The 19,490-nt window shown below is 73.3% G+C and carries 18 protein-coding genes; 14 read left to right on the top strand and 4 right to left on the bottom strand.

All coding sequences use genetic code 11. The annotated features are described in order from the left end of the window. The first annotated feature begins 26 nt into the window (after positions 1 to 26). From EIW28_RS01490 to EIW28_RS01460, 7 genes are all read left to right on the top strand, one after another. On the top strand, positions 27 to 1,124 hold the full coding sequence (locus tag EIW28_RS01490; RefSeq protein WP_197717012.1) for a Gfo/Idh/MocA family protein: 1,098 nt from the start codon (positions 27 to 29) through the stop codon (positions 1,122 to 1,124). Between the two features lie 35 nt (positions 1,125 to 1,159). Next, positions 1,160 to 2,095 carry a DUF6807 domain-containing protein gene (locus tag EIW28_RS01485; RefSeq protein ID WP_125245950.1) on the top strand — a complete coding sequence of 312 codons (936 nt, stop codon included), beginning with the start codon at positions 1,160 to 1,162 and terminating at the stop codon, positions 2,093 to 2,095. 2 nt (positions 2,096 to 2,097) lie between these two features. Continuing rightward, positions 2,098 to 2,817: a cupin domain-containing protein gene (locus tag EIW28_RS01480; protein ID WP_125245949.1), complete on the top strand. Its 720-nt coding sequence runs from the start codon at positions 2,098 to 2,100 to the stop codon at positions 2,815 to 2,817. A 111-nt stretch (positions 2,818 to 2,928) separates the two neighbouring features. Continuing rightward, positions 2,929 to 4,776, top strand: coding sequence for an RNB domain-containing ribonuclease (locus tag EIW28_RS01475; protein ID WP_125245948.1), 1,848 nt, complete (start codon positions 2,929 to 2,931; stop codon positions 4,774 to 4,776). A 62-nt stretch (positions 4,777 to 4,838) separates the two neighbouring features. Beyond that, entirely contained in the window at positions 4,839 to 6,095 is a 1,257-nt protein-coding gene (gene tyrS, locus EIW28_RS01470) for a tyrosine--tRNA ligase (protein ID WP_125245947.1), read from the top strand. A gap of 49 nt (positions 6,096 to 6,144) precedes the next feature. Beyond that, entirely contained in the window at positions 6,145 to 8,376 is a 2,232-nt protein-coding gene (locus tag EIW28_RS24590; protein WP_158630248.1) for a hypothetical protein, read from the top strand. Continuing rightward, a complete protein-coding gene (locus EIW28_RS01460; protein WP_158630247.1) occupies positions 8,351 to 9,385 on the top strand; it encodes an HAD-IIA family hydrolase in 1,035 nt (344 codons plus the stop codon). Before EIW28_RS24590 ends, EIW28_RS01460 begins: the two co-directional genes overlap by 26 nt. 69 nt (positions 9,386 to 9,454) lie before the next feature. Here the strand turns inward: EIW28_RS01460 and EIW28_RS01455 are convergent, their stop codons facing one another. Together EIW28_RS01455 and EIW28_RS01450 are read right to left on the bottom strand one after the other, a co-directional pair. Continuing rightward, entirely contained in the window at positions 9,455 to 9,802 is a 348-nt protein-coding gene (locus EIW28_RS01455; RefSeq protein WP_125245945.1) for an SCP2 sterol-binding domain-containing protein, read from the bottom strand. A gap of 205 nt (positions 9,803 to 10,007) precedes the next feature. Next, a complete protein-coding gene (locus EIW28_RS01450) occupies positions 10,008 to 10,346 on the bottom strand; it encodes an SCP2 sterol-binding domain-containing protein (RefSeq protein ID WP_125245944.1) in 339 nt (112 codons plus the stop codon). 167 nt (positions 10,347 to 10,513) lie between these two features. On the opposite strand from EIW28_RS01450, the gene EIW28_RS01445 reads away from it, so the two are divergent. From EIW28_RS01445 to EIW28_RS01435, 3 genes are read left to right on the top strand one after another with little or no spacing between them, the layout of a single operon-like run. After that, positions 10,514 to 10,999, top strand: a complete 486-nt coding sequence (locus EIW28_RS01445) for a hypothetical protein (protein WP_125245943.1) — start codon at positions 10,514 to 10,516, stop codon at positions 10,997 to 10,999. Next, a complete protein-coding gene (locus tag EIW28_RS01440; RefSeq protein WP_125245942.1) occupies positions 10,996 to 11,196 on the top strand; it encodes a hypothetical protein in 201 nt (66 codons plus the stop codon). Before EIW28_RS01445 ends, EIW28_RS01440 begins: the two co-directional genes overlap by 4 nt. A 33-nt stretch (positions 11,197 to 11,229) precedes the next feature. Then, positions 11,230 to 12,021: a TlyA family RNA methyltransferase gene (locus EIW28_RS01435; RefSeq protein WP_125245941.1), complete on the top strand. Its 792-nt coding sequence runs from the start codon at positions 11,230 to 11,232 to the stop codon at positions 12,019 to 12,021. A 79-nt stretch (positions 12,022 to 12,100) separates the two neighbouring features. On the opposite strand, the gene EIW28_RS01430 is transcribed toward EIW28_RS01435, so the two are convergent. Both EIW28_RS01430 and EIW28_RS01425 read right to left on the bottom strand, forming a co-directional pair. Continuing rightward, complete coding sequence (locus tag EIW28_RS01430; protein WP_125245940.1) at positions 12,101 to 12,628, bottom strand: hypothetical protein; 528 nt, start codon at positions 12,626 to 12,628, stop codon at positions 12,101 to 12,103. A gap of 135 nt (positions 12,629 to 12,763) precedes the next feature. Continuing rightward, on the bottom strand, positions 12,764 to 14,359 hold the full coding sequence (locus EIW28_RS01425) for a GMC oxidoreductase (RefSeq protein WP_125245939.1): 1,596 nt from the start codon (positions 14,357 to 14,359) through the stop codon (positions 12,764 to 12,766). A 224-nt stretch (positions 14,360 to 14,583) separates the two neighbouring features. On the opposite strand from EIW28_RS01425, the gene EIW28_RS01420 reads away from it, so the two are divergent. The 4 genes from EIW28_RS01420 (at position 14,584) to EIW28_RS01405 (ending at position 19,484) form a co-directional block, all read left to right on the top strand. After that, positions 14,584 to 15,489, top strand: coding sequence for an NAD kinase (locus EIW28_RS01420; protein WP_232013762.1), 906 nt, complete (start codon positions 14,584 to 14,586; stop codon positions 15,487 to 15,489). Between the two features lie 59 nt (positions 15,490 to 15,548). Beyond that, positions 15,549 to 17,285, top strand: coding sequence for a DNA repair protein RecN (gene recN / locus EIW28_RS01415; RefSeq protein WP_125245937.1), 1,737 nt, complete (start codon positions 15,549 to 15,551; stop codon positions 17,283 to 17,285). Positions 17,286 to 17,376: 91 nt separating this feature from the next. Further along, a complete protein-coding gene (gene steA / locus EIW28_RS01410; RefSeq protein WP_232013761.1) occupies positions 17,377 to 18,558 on the top strand; it encodes a putative cytokinetic ring protein SteA in 1,182 nt (393 codons plus the stop codon). Next, positions 18,555 to 19,484, top strand: a complete 930-nt coding sequence (locus EIW28_RS01405) for a copper transporter (protein ID WP_158630246.1) — start codon at positions 18,555 to 18,557, stop codon at positions 19,482 to 19,484. The genes steA and EIW28_RS01405 overlap by 4 nt, the downstream gene beginning before the upstream one ends. Positions 19,485 to 19,490 lie beyond the last annotated feature (6 nt).

Here is a 19,490-nt window from a genome sequence, read left to right as displayed (position 1 = left end):
GAATCTCCGTGCTGAAGGAGTCCCCTGTGTCCTCCCCCTACCGCCTCGCCGTCGTCGGCACCGGCGGCATCGCCCACCTGCACGCCGACGAGCTGCGCAAGCACGTGCCGGGCCGCATCGAGCTCGTCGCCGCCGTCGACCCCGACACCGCCCGGCTGGACGCGTTCAAGGACAAGTTCGGCGTCGCGCGCGGCTACGCCTCGATCGAGGAGCTGCTCGCGAGCGAGGAGCTCGACCTGGTCGACCTGTGCACCCCGCCGGTCGCCCACGCCCCCGGCGCCATCGCCGCCCTCGAGGCCGGCGTCGGCGTCGTGTGCGAGAAGCCCCCGGCCCTGAGCCTGGAGGAGTTCGACCGGGTCGCCGCCGCCGCGGCCGCCTCCAGCGCCGACTTCGCCGTCATCTCCCAGCACCGCTTCGGCTCCGCGGCCCAGCGCGTGCGCGACATGACCGCCTCCGGCGTCCTCGGCCGCCTCGCCGTCGCCAAGTGCGACACCCTGTGGTTCCGGCCCGAGGAGTACTTCGCCGTCGAGTGGCGCGGCCGCTGGGAGACCGAAGGCGGCGGCCCCACCATGGGCCACGGCATCCACCAGATCGACACCCTCCTGTCGATGGTCGGCCCCTGGTCCGAAGTGGTTGCCACCGCGCACCGCCACCGCCGCACGACCAACACCGAGGACGTCTCGCACGCGATCGTCACCCTCGAGTCGGGCGCGTCGGTCGTCATCACCAACTCGCTGCTCTCGCCCCGCGAGGTCTCCCAGATCCGCCTCGACTTCGACACCGCCACCGTCGAGCTCGACCACCTCTACGGCTACGGCGACGACAACTGGACCGTCCACCCGATCGAGAGCGCCGCCGACGACGTCCTGCGCGCCTGGGCCGGCGAGCCCCGCGGCCAGTCCTCCGGCCACGGCGCCCAGTTCAAGCTCATCGCCGACGCCCTCGACGGCGGGACCGCCCCGCCCGTCCCGATCGAGGAGGCCCGCCGCACCCTCGAACTGCTCGCCGCGATCTACGCCTCGGCGTTCACCGGCAAGCGGGTGCGGGCCGGCGACATCGACCCCACCTCGCCGTTCTACCAGCGCATGAACGGGTCCGGCACGCCCTGGCCCGACCTCAAGTGACCGAGCCACCGACCAGACACAGTGGAGAGACATCGATGACGCTGCAACTCGACGACGACGGCACCGCCCTCTCGGTCACCGAAGGCACCGCGCCTTCGGCCGCCGGAGGCGGGCTGGAGATCCTGCGCTACGTCTACCGTCCCGACAACGCCCAGTTCGAGTCCCCGCGCCCCTACTTCGAGCCGCTGCGCGACCTCGCCGGCCACCAGGTGAGCCTCTACCGCCCCCACGACCACGTGTGGCACAAGGGCATCACGCTCTCGCTGCCGAACGCCGGCCCCGAGAACTTCTGGGGAGGCGCCACCTTCCGCCGCGGCAAGGGCTATGTGGACGAGAAGAACGACGGCTCCATGGTCCACCGGGAGTTCACCGAGCTCGCCGCCGACGAGGACGGCGTCAAAACCGTCGAGCGCCTCGACTGGATCACCCAGGACGGACGCCACTTCTTCTCCGAGACCCGCGCCTTCGCAGTCACCGTCCTGTCCGACGACACCTGGGTACTCTCGTTCTCGACCGCGTTCACCAACGACACCGAGGACACCGTCGTCATGGGCAGCCCGACCACCGAAGGCCGCGAGAACGCCGGCTACGGCGGCTTCTTCTGGCGCGGCCCGCGCTCCTTCACCGAAGGCCGCGTCTACACCGCCGACGGCGAAGGCGGCGACGAGCTCATGGGCGTGCGCGGCGACTGGATGGCCTTCCGCGGCGCGCACGACTCCGTCGACGCCGCCTCCACCCTGGTCTTCACCGACCACCCGGAGAACCCCGGCGCGCCCGTCAAGTGGTTCGTCCGCTCCACCCCCTTCGCCGCGGTCTGCCCCGCGCCCTTCTTCGACACCGAGCTCCCGATGGCCCCCGGCGACACCGTGACCCTCCGCCACGCCGTCGCGATCGTCAACGGCGACACCGGGGTCGACGGCGCCGCCAAGACCGCCGCCCTCGCCGCCGCCGAACTGGCGAAACTGGCGTAGGCGTGGGCGGATTCCCCGGCGGCACCGCCGTCTCCCTCGTCTCGGTCTACGACTGGCCCACCGTCGACGGGCAGGCCGGCGGCTCCCCGCACCTGCACACCGCCTCGACCGAGGGCTACGTCGTCACCGCCGGCACCGGCGCGGTCGAGACGCTCTCGGGCGACGGGTACGAACGCCGCGACCTCGCTCGCGGCACCGTCCTGTGGTTCACGCCGGGGACCGTCCACCGCCTCGTCAACGGCTCGGGCGACCTCCAGCTCGTCGTGGTCATGCAGAACGCCGGCATCCCCGAGGCCGGGGACGCCGTCTTCACCTTCCCCGACGAGGTCCTGGCCGACCCCGACGCCTACGCCGCCGCCGCGACCGCCCCCGCCGCGCCCGGCCTCACCGAGGCCGAGCGCGGCGACGCCACCCGCACCCGCCGCGACCTCGCCGTCGAGGGCTACCTCGCCCTGCGCGAGCGCGTCGAGAAGGACGGCGCCGACGCCATGAGGCCGCTGTGGGACCGCGCCGCCCGGATCGTCGCCGACCGCACCGACACCTGGCGGCGCCTGTGGGCCGACGGCCCCAAGGCCCAGGCCGACGCCACCGGCGCCCACCTCGACGCCCTCGCCCGCGCCGAAGCGGCCCACCTGTGCGACGCCCACGTCGGCTCCGCCGGCGACGCCGTCGGCAAGTGGGGCATGTGCGGACGCCTTGAGACCTGGGACCTGCGCCCCTAGCCGCTCCGACCATCAGGGCCGGGCGTCCGCCGCGTGCACGCCCGGCCCCGTGCATCCGCGCGCGCTGCGTGTCGCTCCCGCTACGATTGCGGCGGACCTGAAGGAGCGCAGTTGGCCGAGCACAACCCGGCGGAGTGCGGCATCATGATCGACGCCGCCACCACCGTCGACCGCGACGACGCGATCTGGATCGAACCCCTCCCCGACGGCTACGACGCCTGGATCCACATCGCCCGCGCCGCCGACCACGTGCGCGCCGGCGGCCCCACCGACGCCGAGGCGCGCGACCGCGTCCACACCCGCTACCGCGCCGACCACACCCGCCACATGCTCCCCGCCCCCGTCGTCGAGGCCGCCTCCCTCGAACCCGGCCGCGCCTGCGACACCTTCACCGTCCACTTGCGCGTCGACGCCGCCGGCCGCGTCCTCCACGCCGCACTCGGCCCCGGCCGCCTCACCCGCTCCTGGGCCCTGACCCACGCCGAGGCCGCCACCGCCGCCGGCGACCCCGCCCACCCCCTCCACGACACCCTCGCCCTCGCCCTCCGCTTCGCCCAGACCATGCTCGCCGCCCGCCGCAACGCGGGAGCGCTCGCCTTCTACGACCTCCTCTCCGGCTTCGCCACCAACGAGGAAGGCCAGATCGTCCGCCTCGACTCCGCCGAGCGCAACTCCGGCTACGTCATCGTGCAGGAGTTCATGATCGCCGCGAACGCGCAGATCGCCGCCTGGGCCGTCCGCGAGGACCTCCCCATCCTCTTCCGCAACCACCGCCTCGCCGCCGTCGCCGGCGACCCGGCCGAACTGCGCGGCGAACTCGACGCCGTCGCCGCCGCGGGCGACGGCGCCGCCTTCGAGATGCTGCGCTCGCGCATGAAGATGGTCTCCCGCGCCGCCACCTACGGCCCCACCGTCCACGGCCACCACGGCCTCCAACTCCCCGTCTACACCCACGCCACCAGCCCCATCCGCCGCTACCCCGACCTGGTCACCCAGCGCATCCTCCTCGCCGCCGCCCTCGGCCGCCCCAGCCCCTACACGCCCGAGGAGCTCGCCGCCACCGCCGCCCACGTCAACGACCGCCTCGACGCCGAGCGCCGCGCCAAGGCCGAGTTCTTCAAGCAGCGCGCCCAGGCCGAGACCGCCCGCCAGATCCAGGCAGCCGACTTCGCCGCCCTCCCCTACAAGCAGTTCGCGCGCGTCCTCCAGTACGCGATCGAACGCGGCGACGCCCCGCCCGGCCTCGCCGCCGACACCGCCCGCCGCCTCGACGCCCGCGAACTCCTCCTGCGCGAGTTCGCCTCCGTCTACCTCTACGGCTCCGCCGACTTCCAGCCCCTGCGCGAGCGCATGAACCGCCGCCTCGCCCGCGAACCCCAGCAGGCCCAGTCCGTCGTCAACGTCTACCTCCAGGACCGCCTCGGCGGCCCCGTCAGCAACGACACCAACGTCCACTGGACCGTCGAGGCCGAACCCGGCTTCGAGAGCCCCCTCTTCTCCGCCCAGGTCGCCCTCACCTTCGGCGACGAGCGCATCGAGTCGCCGAAACGCTTGCAGCGCAACAAGAAGGACGCCCGCAACCAGGCCGCGCTGGCGCTCGCGGCGACGCTCGCGGGCCTGCCGGACCTCTCGGCGGACGCCGACGCCCGGCCCCGGGCCGACGTCCCCCGCAAGCTCCTGGTCGACGCCGCGGTCAACCCGGCCGAGGCCGTCCAGATCTACGCCGCCCGCGGCATCCTGGAGGACCTGGCCTGGGAGTTCGCCGTCGAAGGCCCCTCGCACGAGCGGGTGTTCACCTGCACCGGCGCCGGCCGCCTGCGCGCCACCGGCGAGCCCGTGAGCGCCGCAGGCACCGGCCCGACCAAGCAGGCGGCCAAGACCGCCGCCTCGGTCGAGCTGCGCGTCCTCATCGAGGCCGGGCTCGCCCTCGGCGGCACCGGCAGCCGCGCCCCGGCGTAGGCCGGGCCACGCGCCCGCGCGCACGCCGAAATGCGTTTCGGCCGCTAAGGCACAATGAGGGCGTGCATATTCTCGACGACTTCGCCTGGCGCGGCCTCATCCAGGAATCCACCGGCCTCGACTCGCTCCGCGAGTCCATCGACGCCGGGCGGCTCACGTTCTATGTGGGCTTCGATCCGACCGCGCCGAGCCTGCACGTCGGCCACTTCATGATGGTGCTCACCGCCCGCCGCCTCCAGCTGGCCGGACTGCGCCCGCTGCTGCTCGTCGGCGGCGCGACCGGCATGATCGGCGACCCCAAGGAGGCGGGCGAGCGCACGCTCAACCCGCCGGAGGTCGTGGCCGGCTGGGTCGGGAAGATCCGCGACCAGCTCGCCCCGTTCGTCACCTACGAGGGGGACAACGCCGCCGTCCCGGTGAACAACCTGGACTGGACCTCGGAGCTGAGCGTCGTCGACTTCCTGCGCGACGTCGGCAAGCACTTCCCGGTCTCGAAGATGCTCGCCCGCGAGGTCGTCAAGGCCCGCCTGGAGGCCGGCATCTCCTTCACCGAGTTCTCCTACCAGCTGCTCCAGTCGCACGACTACTTCGAGCTCAACCGCCGCCACGGCTGCACCCTCCAGTTCGGAGGGTCGGACCAGTGGGGCAACATCACCGCGGGCGTCGACTACATCCGCCGCCGCACCGGGGAGCACGTCCACGCCTTCGTGACCCCGCTGGTGACCAAGGCCGACGGCACCAAGTTCGGCAAGACCGAGGGCGGCGCGGTGTGGCTCGACCCGGAGCTCACCAGCCCGTACGCGTTCTACCAGTTCTGGCTCAACGCCGGCGACGCCGACGTGGTCCGCTACCTGAAGTACTTCTCCTTCAAGTCCCACGAGGAGATCGAGGAGCTCGCGGCCGCCACCGCCGAGAAGCCGGCCGCGCGCCTGGCGCAGAAGGCCCTCGCCGAGGAGCTGACGACGCTCCTGCACGGCGAGGAGGAGACGCGGAACGTCGTGGCCGCCTCGCAGGCCCTGTTCGGCCGCGGCGAGCTGGCCGAGCTGCCCGAGGCGACGCTGCGCGCCGCGCTCGTGGAGGCCGGCCTGGCCGCGATCCACAAGCCCGACGTCACCGTCGCCGAGGCGATGAAGGAGGCCGGCGTCGTCGCGAGCCTGGGCGAGGCGCGCCGCGCCGCCAAGGAGGGCGGGGCGTACCTGAACAACGTCCGCGTGAGCGACCCTGCGGCCGTTATCAACCCCTCTGACCTGATTCACGGGAAATACGGAGTGATCCGGCGCGGTAAGAAGACCGTCGCCGGGGTAGAGCTCGTTCACTAGGGCCTACACTTGATTGGTTTTGTCGCGGTGAACAGAGGGGGAGACGCACGTGGCTGAAGACGGCCGCGCCCGCAAGGGTGGAGAAGACCGACGAGGCGGCTACGGCCGTCGCGAGGGCGGCGGCTACGGCGACCGTTCGGGCCGGGGCGGCGGGTACGACCGCCGGGACGACCGGGGCGGGAACCGGGGCGGCTACGGCCGCAGCGAAGGCCGCGACGACCGCCCGCGGCGGTACGAGGACCGGGACGACCGGCCGCGCCGCTCCGAGGGCAACCGCGATGACCGGCCGCGCCGCGACGGCGACGACCGGGGCGGGTACAACCGCGACGACCGCGGCCCACGCCGCTACGACGACCGCGGCGGCAACCGCGGTTCCGGCGGCTACAACCGCGGCCAGGGCGGCGGCGGGTACAACCGCGACGATCGCGGGGGCCAGCGGGGCGGGTTCAACCGCGACGACCGCGGCGGCTTCAACCGGGACGACCGGCCGCGCCGCTTCGAAGGCAACCGGGACGACCGGCCGCGCCGCGACGGCGACGACCGGGGCGGGTACAACCGCGACGACCGCGGCCCGCGCCGCTACGACGACCGCGGCGGCAACCGCGGCTACGGCGACCGGGGCGGCCGCGGCAGCTACGCCCGCGACGACCGCGGCGGCGACCGCGGTGGGTTCCGCGACGACCGCGGCCCGCGCCGCTTCGACCGCGACGACCGCGGGGGCCAGCGGGGCGGGTTCAACCGCGACGACCGCGGCGGCAACCGCGGCGGCTACAGCCGCGACGACCGCGGTCCGCGCCGCTTCGACGGCGACCGCGGCGGCGACCGCGGCGGCGACCGCGGGCCCCGCACGTTCGACCGGGACGACCGGCCGCGCCGGTTCGACCGCGACGACCGCCCGCGCCGCGACGGCGACAGCCGCGGCGGCTTCAACCGCGGTGACCGCGGCGGCGACCGCGGTGGATTCCGTGACGACCGCGGCCCGCGCCGCGACGACCGCGGTGGACCCCGCCGGTTCGACCGCGACGACCGCGGGGGGCGCGGCTTCCGCGACGACCGCGGTGGCGGCCGGGGCGGGTTCAACCGCGAGGACCGCGGCCCGCGCCGCTACGACGACCGGGACCGCGACGACCGTTTCGGCCGCGACGGCCAGGAACGCCGCGGCAAGGACCGCCTGCGCCCCTTGGAGGAGCGCGAGGCCGGCCACGAGGGCCCGATCCGCATGGGCGAGTCCGACCAGGCCCCCGACCTGCCCGAGGGGGTCGAGTACGGTTTCGACAAGCTCGACAAGGAGACCCGCGAGGGCCTGCGCAGCTTGAACAAGCAGCTCGCCGAGGCCGTCGGCAACCGGCTCCTCGCCGCCGCCGCGCTGCTGGCCGAGGACGACGTCCAGGGCGCGCTCGAGCAGGCCCGCTACGCCCGCCGCAAGGCCTCCCGCGTCGCGATCGTGCGCGAGGTGACCGGCGTGGCCGCGTACGGGGCCGAGGAGTGGCAGCTGGCCGTCAACGAGCTGCGCGCCGCGCAGCGCCTGGGCGGCACCCACGACCACGTGGCGCTCATCGCCGACTGCGAACGCGCCCTCGGCCACCCCGAGCGCGCGATCGACCTGTACCGCGAGTTCGGCTCCGACGAGAGCGTCGATCCCGAGGTCCGCGTGGAGCTCCTCATCGTCGCCTCCGGCGCCCGCCGCGACATGGGCATGGGCGAGGCCGCGACCGCGATGCTCAAGGTCGGCGCGCTCAACTCGCCGAAGACCGAGCCGTGGGTGGCGCGACTGCGTTACGCCTACGCCGAGGGCCTGCTGGCCGACGGCCGCGAGGACGAGGCCCGCGAGTGGCTCTCCAAGGCCGTCGCCGCCGACGAGGAGGGCGAGACCGGCGCCGCCGAGCGCCTGCTCCAGCTCGAGGGCATCGACTTCGAGGAGCTCGAGGACGAACTCGACGACGAGTACGACGACGAGGACGAAGACGACGACCTCGAAGACGACGAGGATGACGACGACGACTTCGACGAGGACGACGAGGACGACGACCTCGACCGCGACGACGAGGACGACGACCTCGACGACCGCGAGGACCTCGACGAGTACGACGACGAGGACGAGGTAGACGACGACCTCGACCGCGACGACCGCGAGGACGACCGCGACCGCGACGACGACGTCGAGGACGCGGACGACGAGTCCGAGGCTCCGCGCGATGCGCGCGAGTGGCCCACCCCCGCGGCCGACCAGGCGAACCCCGACGCTGAGGAGTCCGATGACCCGACTGAAAGGCGCCCCTGAGGCACTCGCCCGCGCCTACGACCTGGCGCTGCTCGACCTCGACGGCGTCGTGTACCTGCTGCACGAACCGATCCCGGAAGCGGCCGCGACCCTCGCGGCCCTTCCGGGCCTCGACTGCGACCCGGTGTTCGTCACGAACAACGCCTCCCGCAGCCCCGAGACCGTCGCGGAGTCCCTGCGCGGCATGGACATCCCGGCCGAGGCCGACCAGGTGCTCACCTCGGCGCAGGTCGTCGCCTCCGGCATCCTCGACCGGATCGGCACGGGCGGCACCGTCCTGGTGACCGGTTCCGACGCGCTGCGAGCGGCCGTGGAGGACGCCGGGCTGCGGATCGTGGACGACCCGAAGGCCGCCGCCGCGGTGGCCTTCGGGTACACGCCGCAGACGACCTGGCGTTCACTCGCCGACACCACGATCGCGGTGCGCAACCGCGCCTACTGGGCCGTGGCGAACCTCGACGCGACACTGCCCACTCCGGACGGTCCGCTGCCCGGCATGGGCGCGCTCGTCGGCGCGGTGCAGACCGCGCTCGGGCAGGGCCCCGACTTCGTGGCCGGCAAGCCCGAGCAGCCGATCTACCGGCTCGCCATGGCGCGCAAGCCCGGCGGGCGCGCGATCATGGTCGGCGACCGCCCCGACTCGGACATCGCGGGCGCGAACCGGGCCGGCATCGACTCGCTCCTGGTGTTCACCGGGGTGGTCACGCCGCGCCTGGCGCTGCGGCTGAAGCCCGAGGAGCGCCCGACGTACCTCGGCTGGAACCTGGCGGCCCTGACCGAGCCGCACCCCGAGCCCGACTGGAACGACGAGGTCGACCGCATCGGGTGCGGCGGCTGGACCGCGGTCCTCGAAGGCGGCGAGATCCTGCTCAGCGGCTCGGGCGACGAGCTCGACGGCTGGCGGGCCCTGTGCGAGTTGAGCTGGGCCGCAGCCGACATGGCCGGATACGACAGCGCCCGCTCGCCGGTCGCGGTCGGCGAGGCCGCCGAGAAGCTCCTGGCCGGCTGACGGCCCGACGCAAGCGAAAAGCCCGGACTGCCGCGGTCCGGGCTTCGTCGTCTCGCAGACCCTGGGGGACTAGTCGACCTTGAGGGCCTTGCGCAGCTTCGCCAGGTCCTTCACGGACGCCTTGATCTTCACCTTGCCGGTCAGGAACGCCTTGGCGGGCTTGAGTTCCTTCTTCGACAGGGCGATCAGGTCGTCGGAGCCGATGATGATGCGGACCTCGGCGTCGGCGGCGTCGCCGTCGAGCAGGTCGGTCAGCTTGCCCCCGGCGAGCTTGGCGCTGAACGCCTGGCCCAGGTCGGTGACTTCGACGGCCAGCGTGCGTTCGAAGTCGTCTTCAAGGTTGAGCTCGTCGGACTTCTTGGCGACCTTGCCCGCCATCTTCTCCAACACGTTGCGGACTTCGTCAACAGTGGCCATGCGGTCCTCCCGATAGTGCTTGGAAGCTCGACCCGCTCGGCTGCGAGGTCGGCTGCGCAGAGATTACAACGTGGCCTGAATGCTGTTGCGTCCGACCGGGACGCATTTGACCGTCCACGGCCCGCAGGGGGGCGGGACGGGCCTCACGGCCCGCGCCCGCGCACCCTACGCCGCAGGGCGGTCCCCATCCGGAGACCAAGCGGCCCTAGAGGACCTGGCGCAGCTTCATCAGGTCCATCATGGGCGCCTTGATCTTCACCTGGCCGCCGGTGAACGCCTTCATGAAGTCGAGCTCGCCGGCGACCAGCTTGAGGAGGTCGTCGGAGCCGACGATCATGCGGATCTCGGCGTCGGGGTTGTCGCCGTCGGTGATGCCGACGAGCTTGCCGCCCTCGAAGCGGCCGTTGAACGAGGCGTCCAGGTCCTTGATGTCGGCCGCCAGCGCCCGCTCGAACCCGGTGAGCTTCTTGACCGTCTTCGGGTTGGACGCGAGGTTGTCCGCGAACTGCTCCAGAGCGGTGCGGCATTCGTCGATGGTGGCCATGTGGCCCTCCTGTCTCGATCGGCGCGGGCGCGGCAGTGCGCCCTCCAGTATGTTACCGACCAGTACGGCACGTCGGCCGCGACCGGTCACAGGTAGCTTGGCAGTACCGTTGAGGGCGTACGAGCCCGTCCCGGGAACCTGGCAGACTTCGAGAGGAGTGGGAGCACATGTCCGGAAGCGCCCGCGCCACCTTCGACACCGTCTTCGGCATGGCCGGCGAGCCCGCCCGCCGCGCCCGCGAATTCGCCGACCGCGTCCGCGAGGACCTGCGCTCGGGCGGCGAGAGCGCCCGCGAGGGCGCCCAGCGGCTGCGCGAGCACGGCGGCCGCACCGTCCACGACATCGGCCGCCTGATCCGCGCCGAGCTCGACGCCGGCCTCACCCGCATGGGCGTCGCCACCCAGGCCGACCTCGACGACCTCAACCTGCGCCTGGAGCACTCCGAGGAGCAGATCCGCGAACTGCGCGTGCGCCTCGCCGAAGCCGAGGCCGCCGCCTCCGCTGCCAAGCTCGCCGAGCCGCGCGCCGAGTCCGCGGCCGCGCCGCACACCGCGAACCCGGCCGAGCCGCCGGCCCCCGCCGAGGCCCCCGCGCCCGCCGCCGACGCCCCCGCCGCCCCGCAGCACCGCGGCGACGAGGAAGGGGACGCATGAGCGACGCGCCGAACCCGGGGGCCCTCGCGGCCCGCCTGAAGCCCAGCGAGGACGCCGACGACGTCGCCGCCGAGGTCGAGGAGGCCCTCGCCCGGCTCGAAGCGCTCCCCGACCTGGCCGTCACCGAGCACGTGGCCGTCTTCGAAGGCGTCCAGCAGCGCCTCTCGGAGATCCTCAGCAACGTCGACGACGCCTGACACCACCGCCTTAGAAAGCCTGCGACCGCGCCCATGCCGACGCGCTACCGACTCGACGCCGAACTCGTCCGCCGCAAGATCGCCCGCTCCCGCGAGCACGCCCGCGAACTCATCGCGGCCGGGCGCATCCACCTGCGCGGCATCCCCGCCACCAAGGCCGCCACGAGCGTCACCGGCGACGACTCGATCCGCCTGGTCGGCGACGCCGACGACTACGTCTCCCGGGGCGCCCACAAGCTCATCGGCGCCCTCGACGCGTTCGGCGTCGACCCCGCGGGCCTGCGCGTCCTCGACGCCGGCGCCTCCACCGGCGGCTTCACCGACGTCCTGCTGCGCCGCGGCGCCGCCGAGGTCCTCGCCGTCGACGTCGGCTACGGCCAGCTCGCCTGGAAGCTCCAGACCGACGAGCGCGTGCGCGTCCACGACCGCACCAACGTCCGCCACCTCACCCCCGAGCAGCTCGGCGGCCAGGTGGACCTGACGGTCGGGGACCTGTCGTTCATCTCCCTCGCGCTCGTCCTGCCCGCGCTCGCGGCCTGCACCAAGCCCACCGGCCTCATCCTCCCGATGGTCAAGCCCCAGTTCGAGGTCGGGAAGGGCCAGGTCGGCGCCGGCGGCGTCGTCGCCGACCCCGCCCAGCGCGCCGACGCGGTCTGGAACGTCGTCGAGGCCGCGCAGGGCCTCGGCTGGACCACGACCGCGGTCGCCGCCAGCCCCCTGCCCGGCCCCAAGGGCAACGTGGAGTTCTTCTGCCGCATGCAGACCGGCGGCGAGCCCGTCACCCGCGAAGCGGTCGACGCCGCGGTCGCCGCCGGCCCGGCCTAGGAATTCCTGTGCACGGCTTCGGCCGCCTCCCGCGCGAGCCCGGTCATCGCCGCGACCATGGTTCGACGATCCGCAGGCCCTAGCCGCCCGCGATGCCGGGCCCGGAGACCGTCCCCGGGGCGTGGAGCAGGGCCAGGGCGTCGGGTTCCTTGAGGACTTCGAAGGTGGAGACGTCCAGGCCCGCGTCGGCCCGGAGGCCATCGATCCTGCGGGCCGTCAGGCCGGGCGTGAACATCACCCCCGCGACCCCGACCACCAGGACCGGGATCGCGGCGACGCGCAGGATCTGCGTCCAGGCGCCGTCCACGCCGATCGCGGGGAGGACGATCCAGCCGACGATCATCGCGGCCAGCCCGATCACACCCGTGAGGGCCGCCGCCGAGGACACGCGGCCGTCGCGCGCCACGGTCCTGTCGAGGGCCTCCTCGAAGGCGTACAGGTCCGCCAGCGCCAGGCGCCGCGTGGTCGCGTAGCGGACGTACTTCAGCCCCTTCGGCGCCTCCCGCTTCGGGTCGGTGTGGTCGAGGGCCTTCGGGTACGCCTGGACCGCCGAACCGTCCGCGGTGAGGTGCCATTGGACCGCCCGGGCCCGCTGCGGCTGCTTCATGATTCCTGCCTCCCTGCCGGAGGCCTGGCCCCCGCGCCTGCGTCGGCACCGAGTATGACCGCCCGCCGCCAGTGCCCGAGCGCTGCCCGGGAGGCGGACCGTCGCGCTCCCGGCCGGCCTGACGCAGGACCGGCCCTAGACCAGGTCGGCGGCGATGATCGCCTCCAGGTTCCGCTCGGCCAGCGCGGTGATCGTCACCAGCGGGTTGACGCCGATCGAGCCGGGGATGAGCGCCGAGTCGGTCACGTACAGCCGCTCGTAGCCGTTCAGGCGGCCGTACTCGTCGGTGACCTCGCCGAGGACGGCGCCGCCGAGCGGGTGGTAGCAGAAGTCGTCCGCGAAGGCCCGGTTGCCGCCGAACAGGTCGCGCCGGTACGTGGTGCCGTGCACCCGGTTGATGGCGTCGAACAGCGACTTCGCCTTGGCCGTGCCGGTCGCCGACTGCGCCGCGGTCCAGTGCAGCAGGGCCCGGTCGGCCGCCGCGTCGTACGTGAGGTGGCCGCGCTCGGGGTTGTCGGTGATCGCCAGGTACAGGCTCACGAACGTCTCCAGGCCGGCCGGCATCGGCGCGATCTCGGCGAACACGCGCGCGGCCGCGTTGTCCCAGTCGTCGATGCCCATGACCGGGATCGTGGACTGCTTGCAGCCGGTGGGCTCCCACGCGTGGTTGGCGCGGGCGGTCATGACGTTCCCGTTCGGGCCCCAGCCCTGGCCGATCGCGTCGTCGAGTGCAGGCAGGTCGCCGGTGTCGCGGGCGCGCAGCAGCAGCTCGGTGGTGCCCAGGCTCCCGGCCCCCAGGAACAGGTGCCGGGCGGTGATCCGCTTGGTCTCGACCAGCTCGTTCGCGTCGTCCCGGTGCTCGACGGTGACGGTGTAGTTCCCGTCGGCGTCCTGCTCGATGCGGCGCACCTCGTGCCGGGCGGCGATGGTGACCAGGCCGGTGCCCAGCGCCTTCGCGAGGTACGTCTTCGGGAGGCTCATCTTGCCGTGGTTGTTGCCGTAGATGACCTCGGAGGCGAGGGCCGAGGGCGTCTCGTCGCCGGCCTCCTCGCGGCGCATGTACTCGAAGTCGTAGACGCCCGGCACGAACACCGTCGTGAACCCGGCCTCCTCCGCCTGCGCCGCGGCCTGGCGGCTGAACCGGTAGAACTCGGACTCGGCGTAGTAGTCGGGGTCGATGGTGTTGGCGCGCAGCTCCGTCTGGGCGAGCGGGAAGTAGCGGTCGTACATCGCGTCGGCGTCGACCCCGGGCAGCACCTCGGCGAAGTAGTCGCGGCGGGGCACGACGGCCATGCCGCCGTTGACGAGCGAGCCGCCGCCGACGCCGCGCCCGACGTAGACGGACATGTCGCCGTGGTCGATCCGGTCGAGGACGCCCGGGTACGGCTCGATGTCGCGGTTGACGACGTCGAGCCACAGGAAGCTCGCGAGCGGGGCCTCGGTGCGGTCGCGGAACCACATGCTGCGCTTGTCGGGGGCGGTGATCGAGCAGAAGACCTTGCCGTCCTCGCCCGGCTCGCTCCACAGCCGGCCCATCTCGAGCATGGTCACGGGGACGCCGGCCTCGGCCAGGCGCAGGGCCGAGACGGCCGCCCCGTAGCCGGTGCCGATGACGAGGGCGGGGACGACCGCGCCGTCCGCGGCCGCGGCCCGCGGCCCGACGGTGGTGAGCCCGGCCGCCGCGGCGGCGGTGAGCGAGGCGTATCCGAGAAGTTGGCGTCGTGTCGCCATGGGTGCTCCAATGCGGTTGGTTGGCATTGGGGACACATTGTGCCCCAATGCAACCGCCCGCTGGGGACCACTGAGTGGCCTGTCTCCCAAGCGAAGGCGAACGGCAGGGGTTCGCGCCGGAACCCGGTTCGGCAACCGTTCTCTCGGGTATGCTCGCCGATACCGGGCGTGACCGCGTGCGGTGTACAGTTCGAGGCCCTGTAGCCGTCTGTGAAGGAGCGCGAGTGGGGTCGCAGGAAAAGCCCGGCCGCGTCTTGGTCGTGACGCACCCGCTCCGCGAGGACGTCGCCGAACTCGCCGAGAAGCTCGCCGCCGCCCTCCGCTCCGCCGGAGTCGCCGTCCGCATCCTCACCGGCGAGATGCGCACGCTCCGCCGCCCCGACGCCCTGCTCGTCGTCGAGGAGGGCGACGGCCCGGCCGCCACCGCCGACCTCGTGCTCGCGCTCGGCGGCGACGGCACCGTCCTCCGCTCGGCCCGGCTCGCCGCCGAGGCCGACGTGCCCCTGCTCGGCGTCAACTTCGGCAAGGTCGGCTTCCTCGCCGAGGCCGAGACCGGCGAGCTCGAGACCGTCGTCTCGCGCCTGCTCGAAGGCGACTACTCGGTCGAGGAGCGCACCGCGCTGGCGGTCGAGGCCGTGGGCACCGACGGCGAGCTCCACCGCTCGTGGGCGTTCAACGACATCGCCGTGGAGAAGGCCGAGCCGGCCCGGATGCTCGAGCTGTTCATCGAGATCGACGGCACCCGCATCTCCCGCTACGGCTGCGACGGCGTCGCGGTCGCCTCCCCGACCGGCTCCACCGCACACGCGATGTCCGCCGGCGGCCCGGTGGTCTGGCCCGATGTGGACGCCCTGGTCGTCGTCCCCATGAACGCGCACGCCCTGTTCGCCAAGCCGATGGTCGTGCACTCCTCTTCGGAGATCCGCATCGGCGTCGAGTCGGTCGGCACCGAGGGCGCGCTCATCGCCGACGGCAAGGAGCTCACCCGCCTGACGGCCGGGTCGACCGTCACCATCCGCCGCGCCGAGCGCCCCGTGCGGCTCGTGCGCATGTCCGCGCGGCCCTTCGCCTCCCGGCTGGTGTCGAAACTCTCTCTGCCCGTTGACGGTTGGCGACACGGCCGGATCTAGCCCTCCTCGCGCCCGTCTGGGAGGGCCGTTGTCGGTCCGTGCGAGTACAGTCTTGAACTGTGTTGGAGGAGCTTCGCATCCAGAACCTGGGCGTGATCGCTGACGCCACCCTGCCGCTCGACCCCGGCCTGACCTGCATCACCGGTGAGACCGGCGCCGGCAAGACCATGGTCGTCGCCGGTCTGGGTCTGCTGTTCGGCGGTCGCGCCTCCCGTGCCCCCATCGGCGCCGACCGGGCCCTTGTGGAGGGCCGCTTCGCCGTGGCCGAGGCCGCGCTCGAACTGCGCGAGCGCGCCATCGAGGCCGGGGCCGACCTCGAGGACGGCGAGCTGCTGCTGGCCCGCTCGGTCTCGAACGAGGGCCGCTCGAAGGCCTGGGTCGGCGGCCGCTCCGCGCCCGTCGGCGTCCTCGCCGAACTCGGCGAGCTCGCGATCTCGGTCCACGGCCAGTCCGACCAGATGCGCCTGCTCCAGCCCGCCGAGCAGCGCGCCGCCCTCGACCGCTTCGCCGGGGCCGACCACGGCAAGGTCCTGGACGCCTACCGCGCCGTCTTCGGCGAGCTGGGCGCCTGCGCGGCCGAGCTGTCGCGCCTGCGCACCAGCGCCCGCGAGATGGCCCGCGAGGCCGACCTGCTGCGCCTGGGCCTGGAGGAGATCACCGCCGTCGACCCGCAGGAGGGCGAGGAGGCCGAGCTCGCCGAGGAGGCCCTGCGCCTGGAGAACGCCGAGGCGCTGCGCCTGGCCGCCGCCACCGCGCACGGCGCGATCACCGGCGACCCGACCACCGGCGAAGGCGGCGCCACCGACACCGTCGGCTCGGCCGCCCGCGCCCTGGAGCACGACGCCCACTCCGACCCCAAGCTCGCGGAGTTCGCCGAGCGCCTCGCCGAGGCCGGCGCGATCCTCGCCGAGACCGCCGTGGACCTCTCGTCCTACCTCGACGACCTCGCGGCCGACCCGCGCCGCCTGGAGGAGATCTACCAGCGCCAGGCCGCGCTCAAGACCCTCTACCGCAAGTACGCCGAGGACCTGCCCGGCGTCCTGGCCTGGGCCGAGAACGCCGCCAAGCGCCTGGGCGAGCTCGACGTCTCCGACGAGCGCGTCGCCGAGCTCGAGTCCCAGCACGCCGAGCTCACCGCCCGCGCCGCCGACCTCGCCACCCAGCTGCGCGCCTCGCGCCGCGCCGCCGCCGAGCGGTTCTCCACCGCGGTCTCGGCCGAGCTCAAGGGCCTGGCCATGCCGCACGCCGAGGTCGTGGCCGCCGTCGAGCCCCGCCCGGCCGGGCGCGGCACCGTCGACCTCGCCGTCGAGACGTCCGTCTCCGGCGCGTCCGAGGACGGCGCCGACGAGGTCGAACTCCTCCTGCGCCCCCACCCGGGGGCCGTCCCCGCGGCCCTGCACAAGGGCGCCTCCGGCGGCGAGCTCTCCCGCGTGATGCTCGCCATCGAAGTGGTCTTCGCCGAGATCGGCGGGCCCCCGGTCCTGGTGTTCGACGAGGTCGACGCCGGCGTCGGCGGCGGCGCCGCGATCGAGATCGGCCGCTGCCTCGCCAAGCTGGCGCGCCGCCACCAGGTCCTGGTCGTCACCCACCTCCCGCAGGTCGCCGCGTTCGCCGACCGCCACCTGGTCGTCTCCAAGGACACCTCGGGCGCGGTCACCGTCTCCGGCGTGCGCGTGGTCGACGACGCCGCCCGCGCGCGTGAGCTTGCTCGCATGCTCGCCGGCATGCCCGACTCCCACCTGGGCGTGGCCCACGCCGAGGAGCTCCTGGCCGAGGCTGCGAAGATGAAGTCCTAGAGACGAGAGGGCCTATCGTCCCCGGGCGGCGCGCCGTCGCACGGGGCGCGGCCACCAGATGGCATGATGATGCACGATGCGTGTACCTAGCTTGCGTTTGCCCGGGCGGAACCAGGAGGGCGACTCCTCCGATGGACGGCTGGTCGGCACCGCCCGCCTCGACCGCCGTACGAAGCGGCTGTGCGGCCGGCTCGAGCCCGGCGACGTCGCGATCATCGACCACGTCGACCTCGACCGGGTCGCCGCCGACACCTTGGTCGGCACCGGCGTGGCCGTCGTCGTCAATGCGTCGAAGTCGATCTCCGGCCGCTACCCGAACCTCGGCCCCGAAGTGCTCGTCAAGGCCGGCATCGTCCTCGTGGACGACGTCGGCGACGCGATCTTCGACAAGGTCCGCGAAGGCAAGACCGTCGCCGTCGAGGACGGCCGGATCCTGCTGGGCGGCACCGAGATCGCCGCGGGCACGGTCCTGACGCCCGACTCGGTCGCCGAGGCCATGGAGGCCGCCAAGGAGGGCCTGTCCATCCAGTTGGAGGCGTTCGCCGCCAACACCATGGAGTACCTCAAGCGCGAGCGCGACCTCCTGCTCGACGGCGTCGGCGTCCCCGACGTCAAGACGAACTTCAGCGGCCGGCACGCCCTCATCGTCATCCGCGGCTACAACTACAAGGAGGACATCGACGTCCTGCGGCCCTACATCCGGGAGTTCAAGCCCGTGATCGTGGGCGTCGACGGCGGCGCCGACGCGCTCCTGGAGGCCGGCTACACGCCCGACATGATCGTCGGCGACATGGACTCGGTCTCCGACGACGCCCTGCGCTGCGGCGCCGAGATCGTCGTCCACGCCTACGCCGACGGCCGCGCCCCCGGCATGGAGCGCATGAACAAGCTCGGCGTGCCCGCGATCCCGTTCCCGGCCGCGGCCACCTCCGAGGACATCGCGATGCTCATGGCCGACGAGAAGGGCGCCGAGCTCATCTGCGCCGTCGGCACCCACGTCACCATGGTCGAGTTCCTCGACAAGGGCCGCGGCGGCATGGCCTCGACCTTCCTCACGCGCCTGCGCGTGGGCGGCAAGCTCGTCGACGCCAAGGGCGTCTCGCGCCTGTACCGGCAGGACATGTCGATCTCCGCCCTCCTGCTGCTCATCGTCTCCGGCCTCGCCGCCATGGCCACCGCCATCGCCATCTCCACCGTCGGCCGCTCCTTCGTGGACGTCGTCGCCGACTGGTGGGACGGGCTGCTCTTCCAGATCCAAAGGCTGTTCTCGTGATCAACTTCCGCTACCACCTGGTGAGCCTCACCGCGGTGTTCCTCGCCCTCACCGTGGGCCTCATCCTCGGCACGGCCGCCCTCAACGGCCCCGCCATGGAGGCGCTGGAGTCGACCAGCCAGGGCCTGCGCGACTCCAACGAGCAGCTGCGCGCCCAGGTCACCGAGCTCGAGCAGCAGCTCGGCGACGAGCAGGAGTTCGCCTCCGAGGTCGCCCCCGCCTACCTCGCGGGCCGCCTCGCCGGCCGCAGCATCCTCGTCGTCGCCCTCCCCGGCGCCGACACCGCCGCGGTCGACGGCGCCGTCGAGATGCTCGGCCACGCCGGCGCGACCGTCTCGGGCCGCGTGTCGATCCTCGACGACTTCTTCGACCCGGCCAACGCCGACCAGCTCGTCGACCTCGTCGACACCACCACCCCCGCCACGGTCACCACCCCGGTCACCTACGACGGGGTCCAGGCCATGAGCTACGTCCTCGCGGCCGTCACCACCGGGAAGGTCGCGGGCGCGCCCGTCCAGATCGCCCCCGGCGACATCACCACCGTCACCACCGCCCTGACCGAGCTCCAGCTGCTCACCGTCGAGGCCGCCCCCACCGGCGCCGCCGACGGCGTCCTGGTCCTGGCCGGCGCCGGCTTCACCGACTCCGACGCCGAGGTCCGCAACACCGGCATGATCACCGTCACCAACGAGTTCGCGGCCGACGCCCCGACCGTCTACGGCGCCATGTCCTCCGCCGGCGACGGCAACCCGATCGCCACCATCCGCGCCGACGACACCGGGCGCGTCGCCACCGTCGACAACGCCGGGTTCACCCAGGGCCAGATCGCCGCCGTCGCGGCCCTCGGCGACTTCGTCACCGCCGGCACCGTGGACCACCTCGGCATCGGGGAGGGCGCTTCCGGCCTCCTTCCCGACGCGGCCTAGTATCGC

Origin of the sequence: Glycomyces terrestris, assembly GCF_003933745.1 — a bacterium.
GTDB lineage: Bacteria > Actinomycetota > Actinomycetes > Mycobacteriales > Micromonosporaceae > Glycomyces > Glycomyces terrestris.
The sequence above is the reverse complement of the archived record's forward strand: the minus strand, read 5'-3'. Positions and strand labels throughout refer to the sequence as shown.

What these genes read in the sequence shown, in the direction of transcription:
- EIW28_RS01445 (WP_125245943.1), top strand. Translation starts at nt 10,514, where the DNA reads ATGTCCGGAAGCGCCCGCGCCACCTTCGACACCGTCTTCGGCATGGCC.
- EIW28_RS01440 (WP_125245942.1), top strand. Translation starts at nt 10,996, where the DNA reads ATGAGCGACGCGCCGAACCCGGGGGCCCTCGCGGCCCGCCTGAAGCCC.
- EIW28_RS01460 (WP_158630247.1), top strand. Translation starts at nt 8,351, where the DNA reads ATGACCCGACTGAAAGGCGCCCCTGAGGCACTCGCCCGCGCCTACGAC.
- EIW28_RS01485 (WP_125245950.1), top strand. Translation starts at nt 1,160, where the DNA reads ATGACGCTGCAACTCGACGACGACGGCACCGCCCTCTCGGTCACCGAA.
- EIW28_RS01430 (WP_125245940.1), bottom strand. Translation starts at nt 12,628, where the DNA reads ATGAAGCAGCCGCAGCGGGCCCGGGCGGTCCAATGGCACCTCACCGCG.
- EIW28_RS01435 (WP_125245941.1), top strand. Translation starts at nt 11,230, where the DNA reads ATGCCGACGCGCTACCGACTCGACGCCGAACTCGTCCGCCGCAAGATC.
- EIW28_RS01450 (WP_125245944.1), bottom strand. Translation starts at nt 10,346, where the DNA reads ATGGCCACCATCGACGAATGCCGCACCGCTCTGGAGCAGTTCGCGGAC.
- EIW28_RS01425 (WP_125245939.1), bottom strand. Translation starts at nt 14,359, where the DNA reads ATGGCGACACGACGCCAACTTCTCGGATACGCCTCGCTCACCGCCGCC.
- EIW28_RS01455 (WP_125245945.1), bottom strand. Translation starts at nt 9,802, where the DNA reads ATGGCCACTGTTGACGAAGTCCGCAACGTGTTGGAGAAGATGGCGGGC.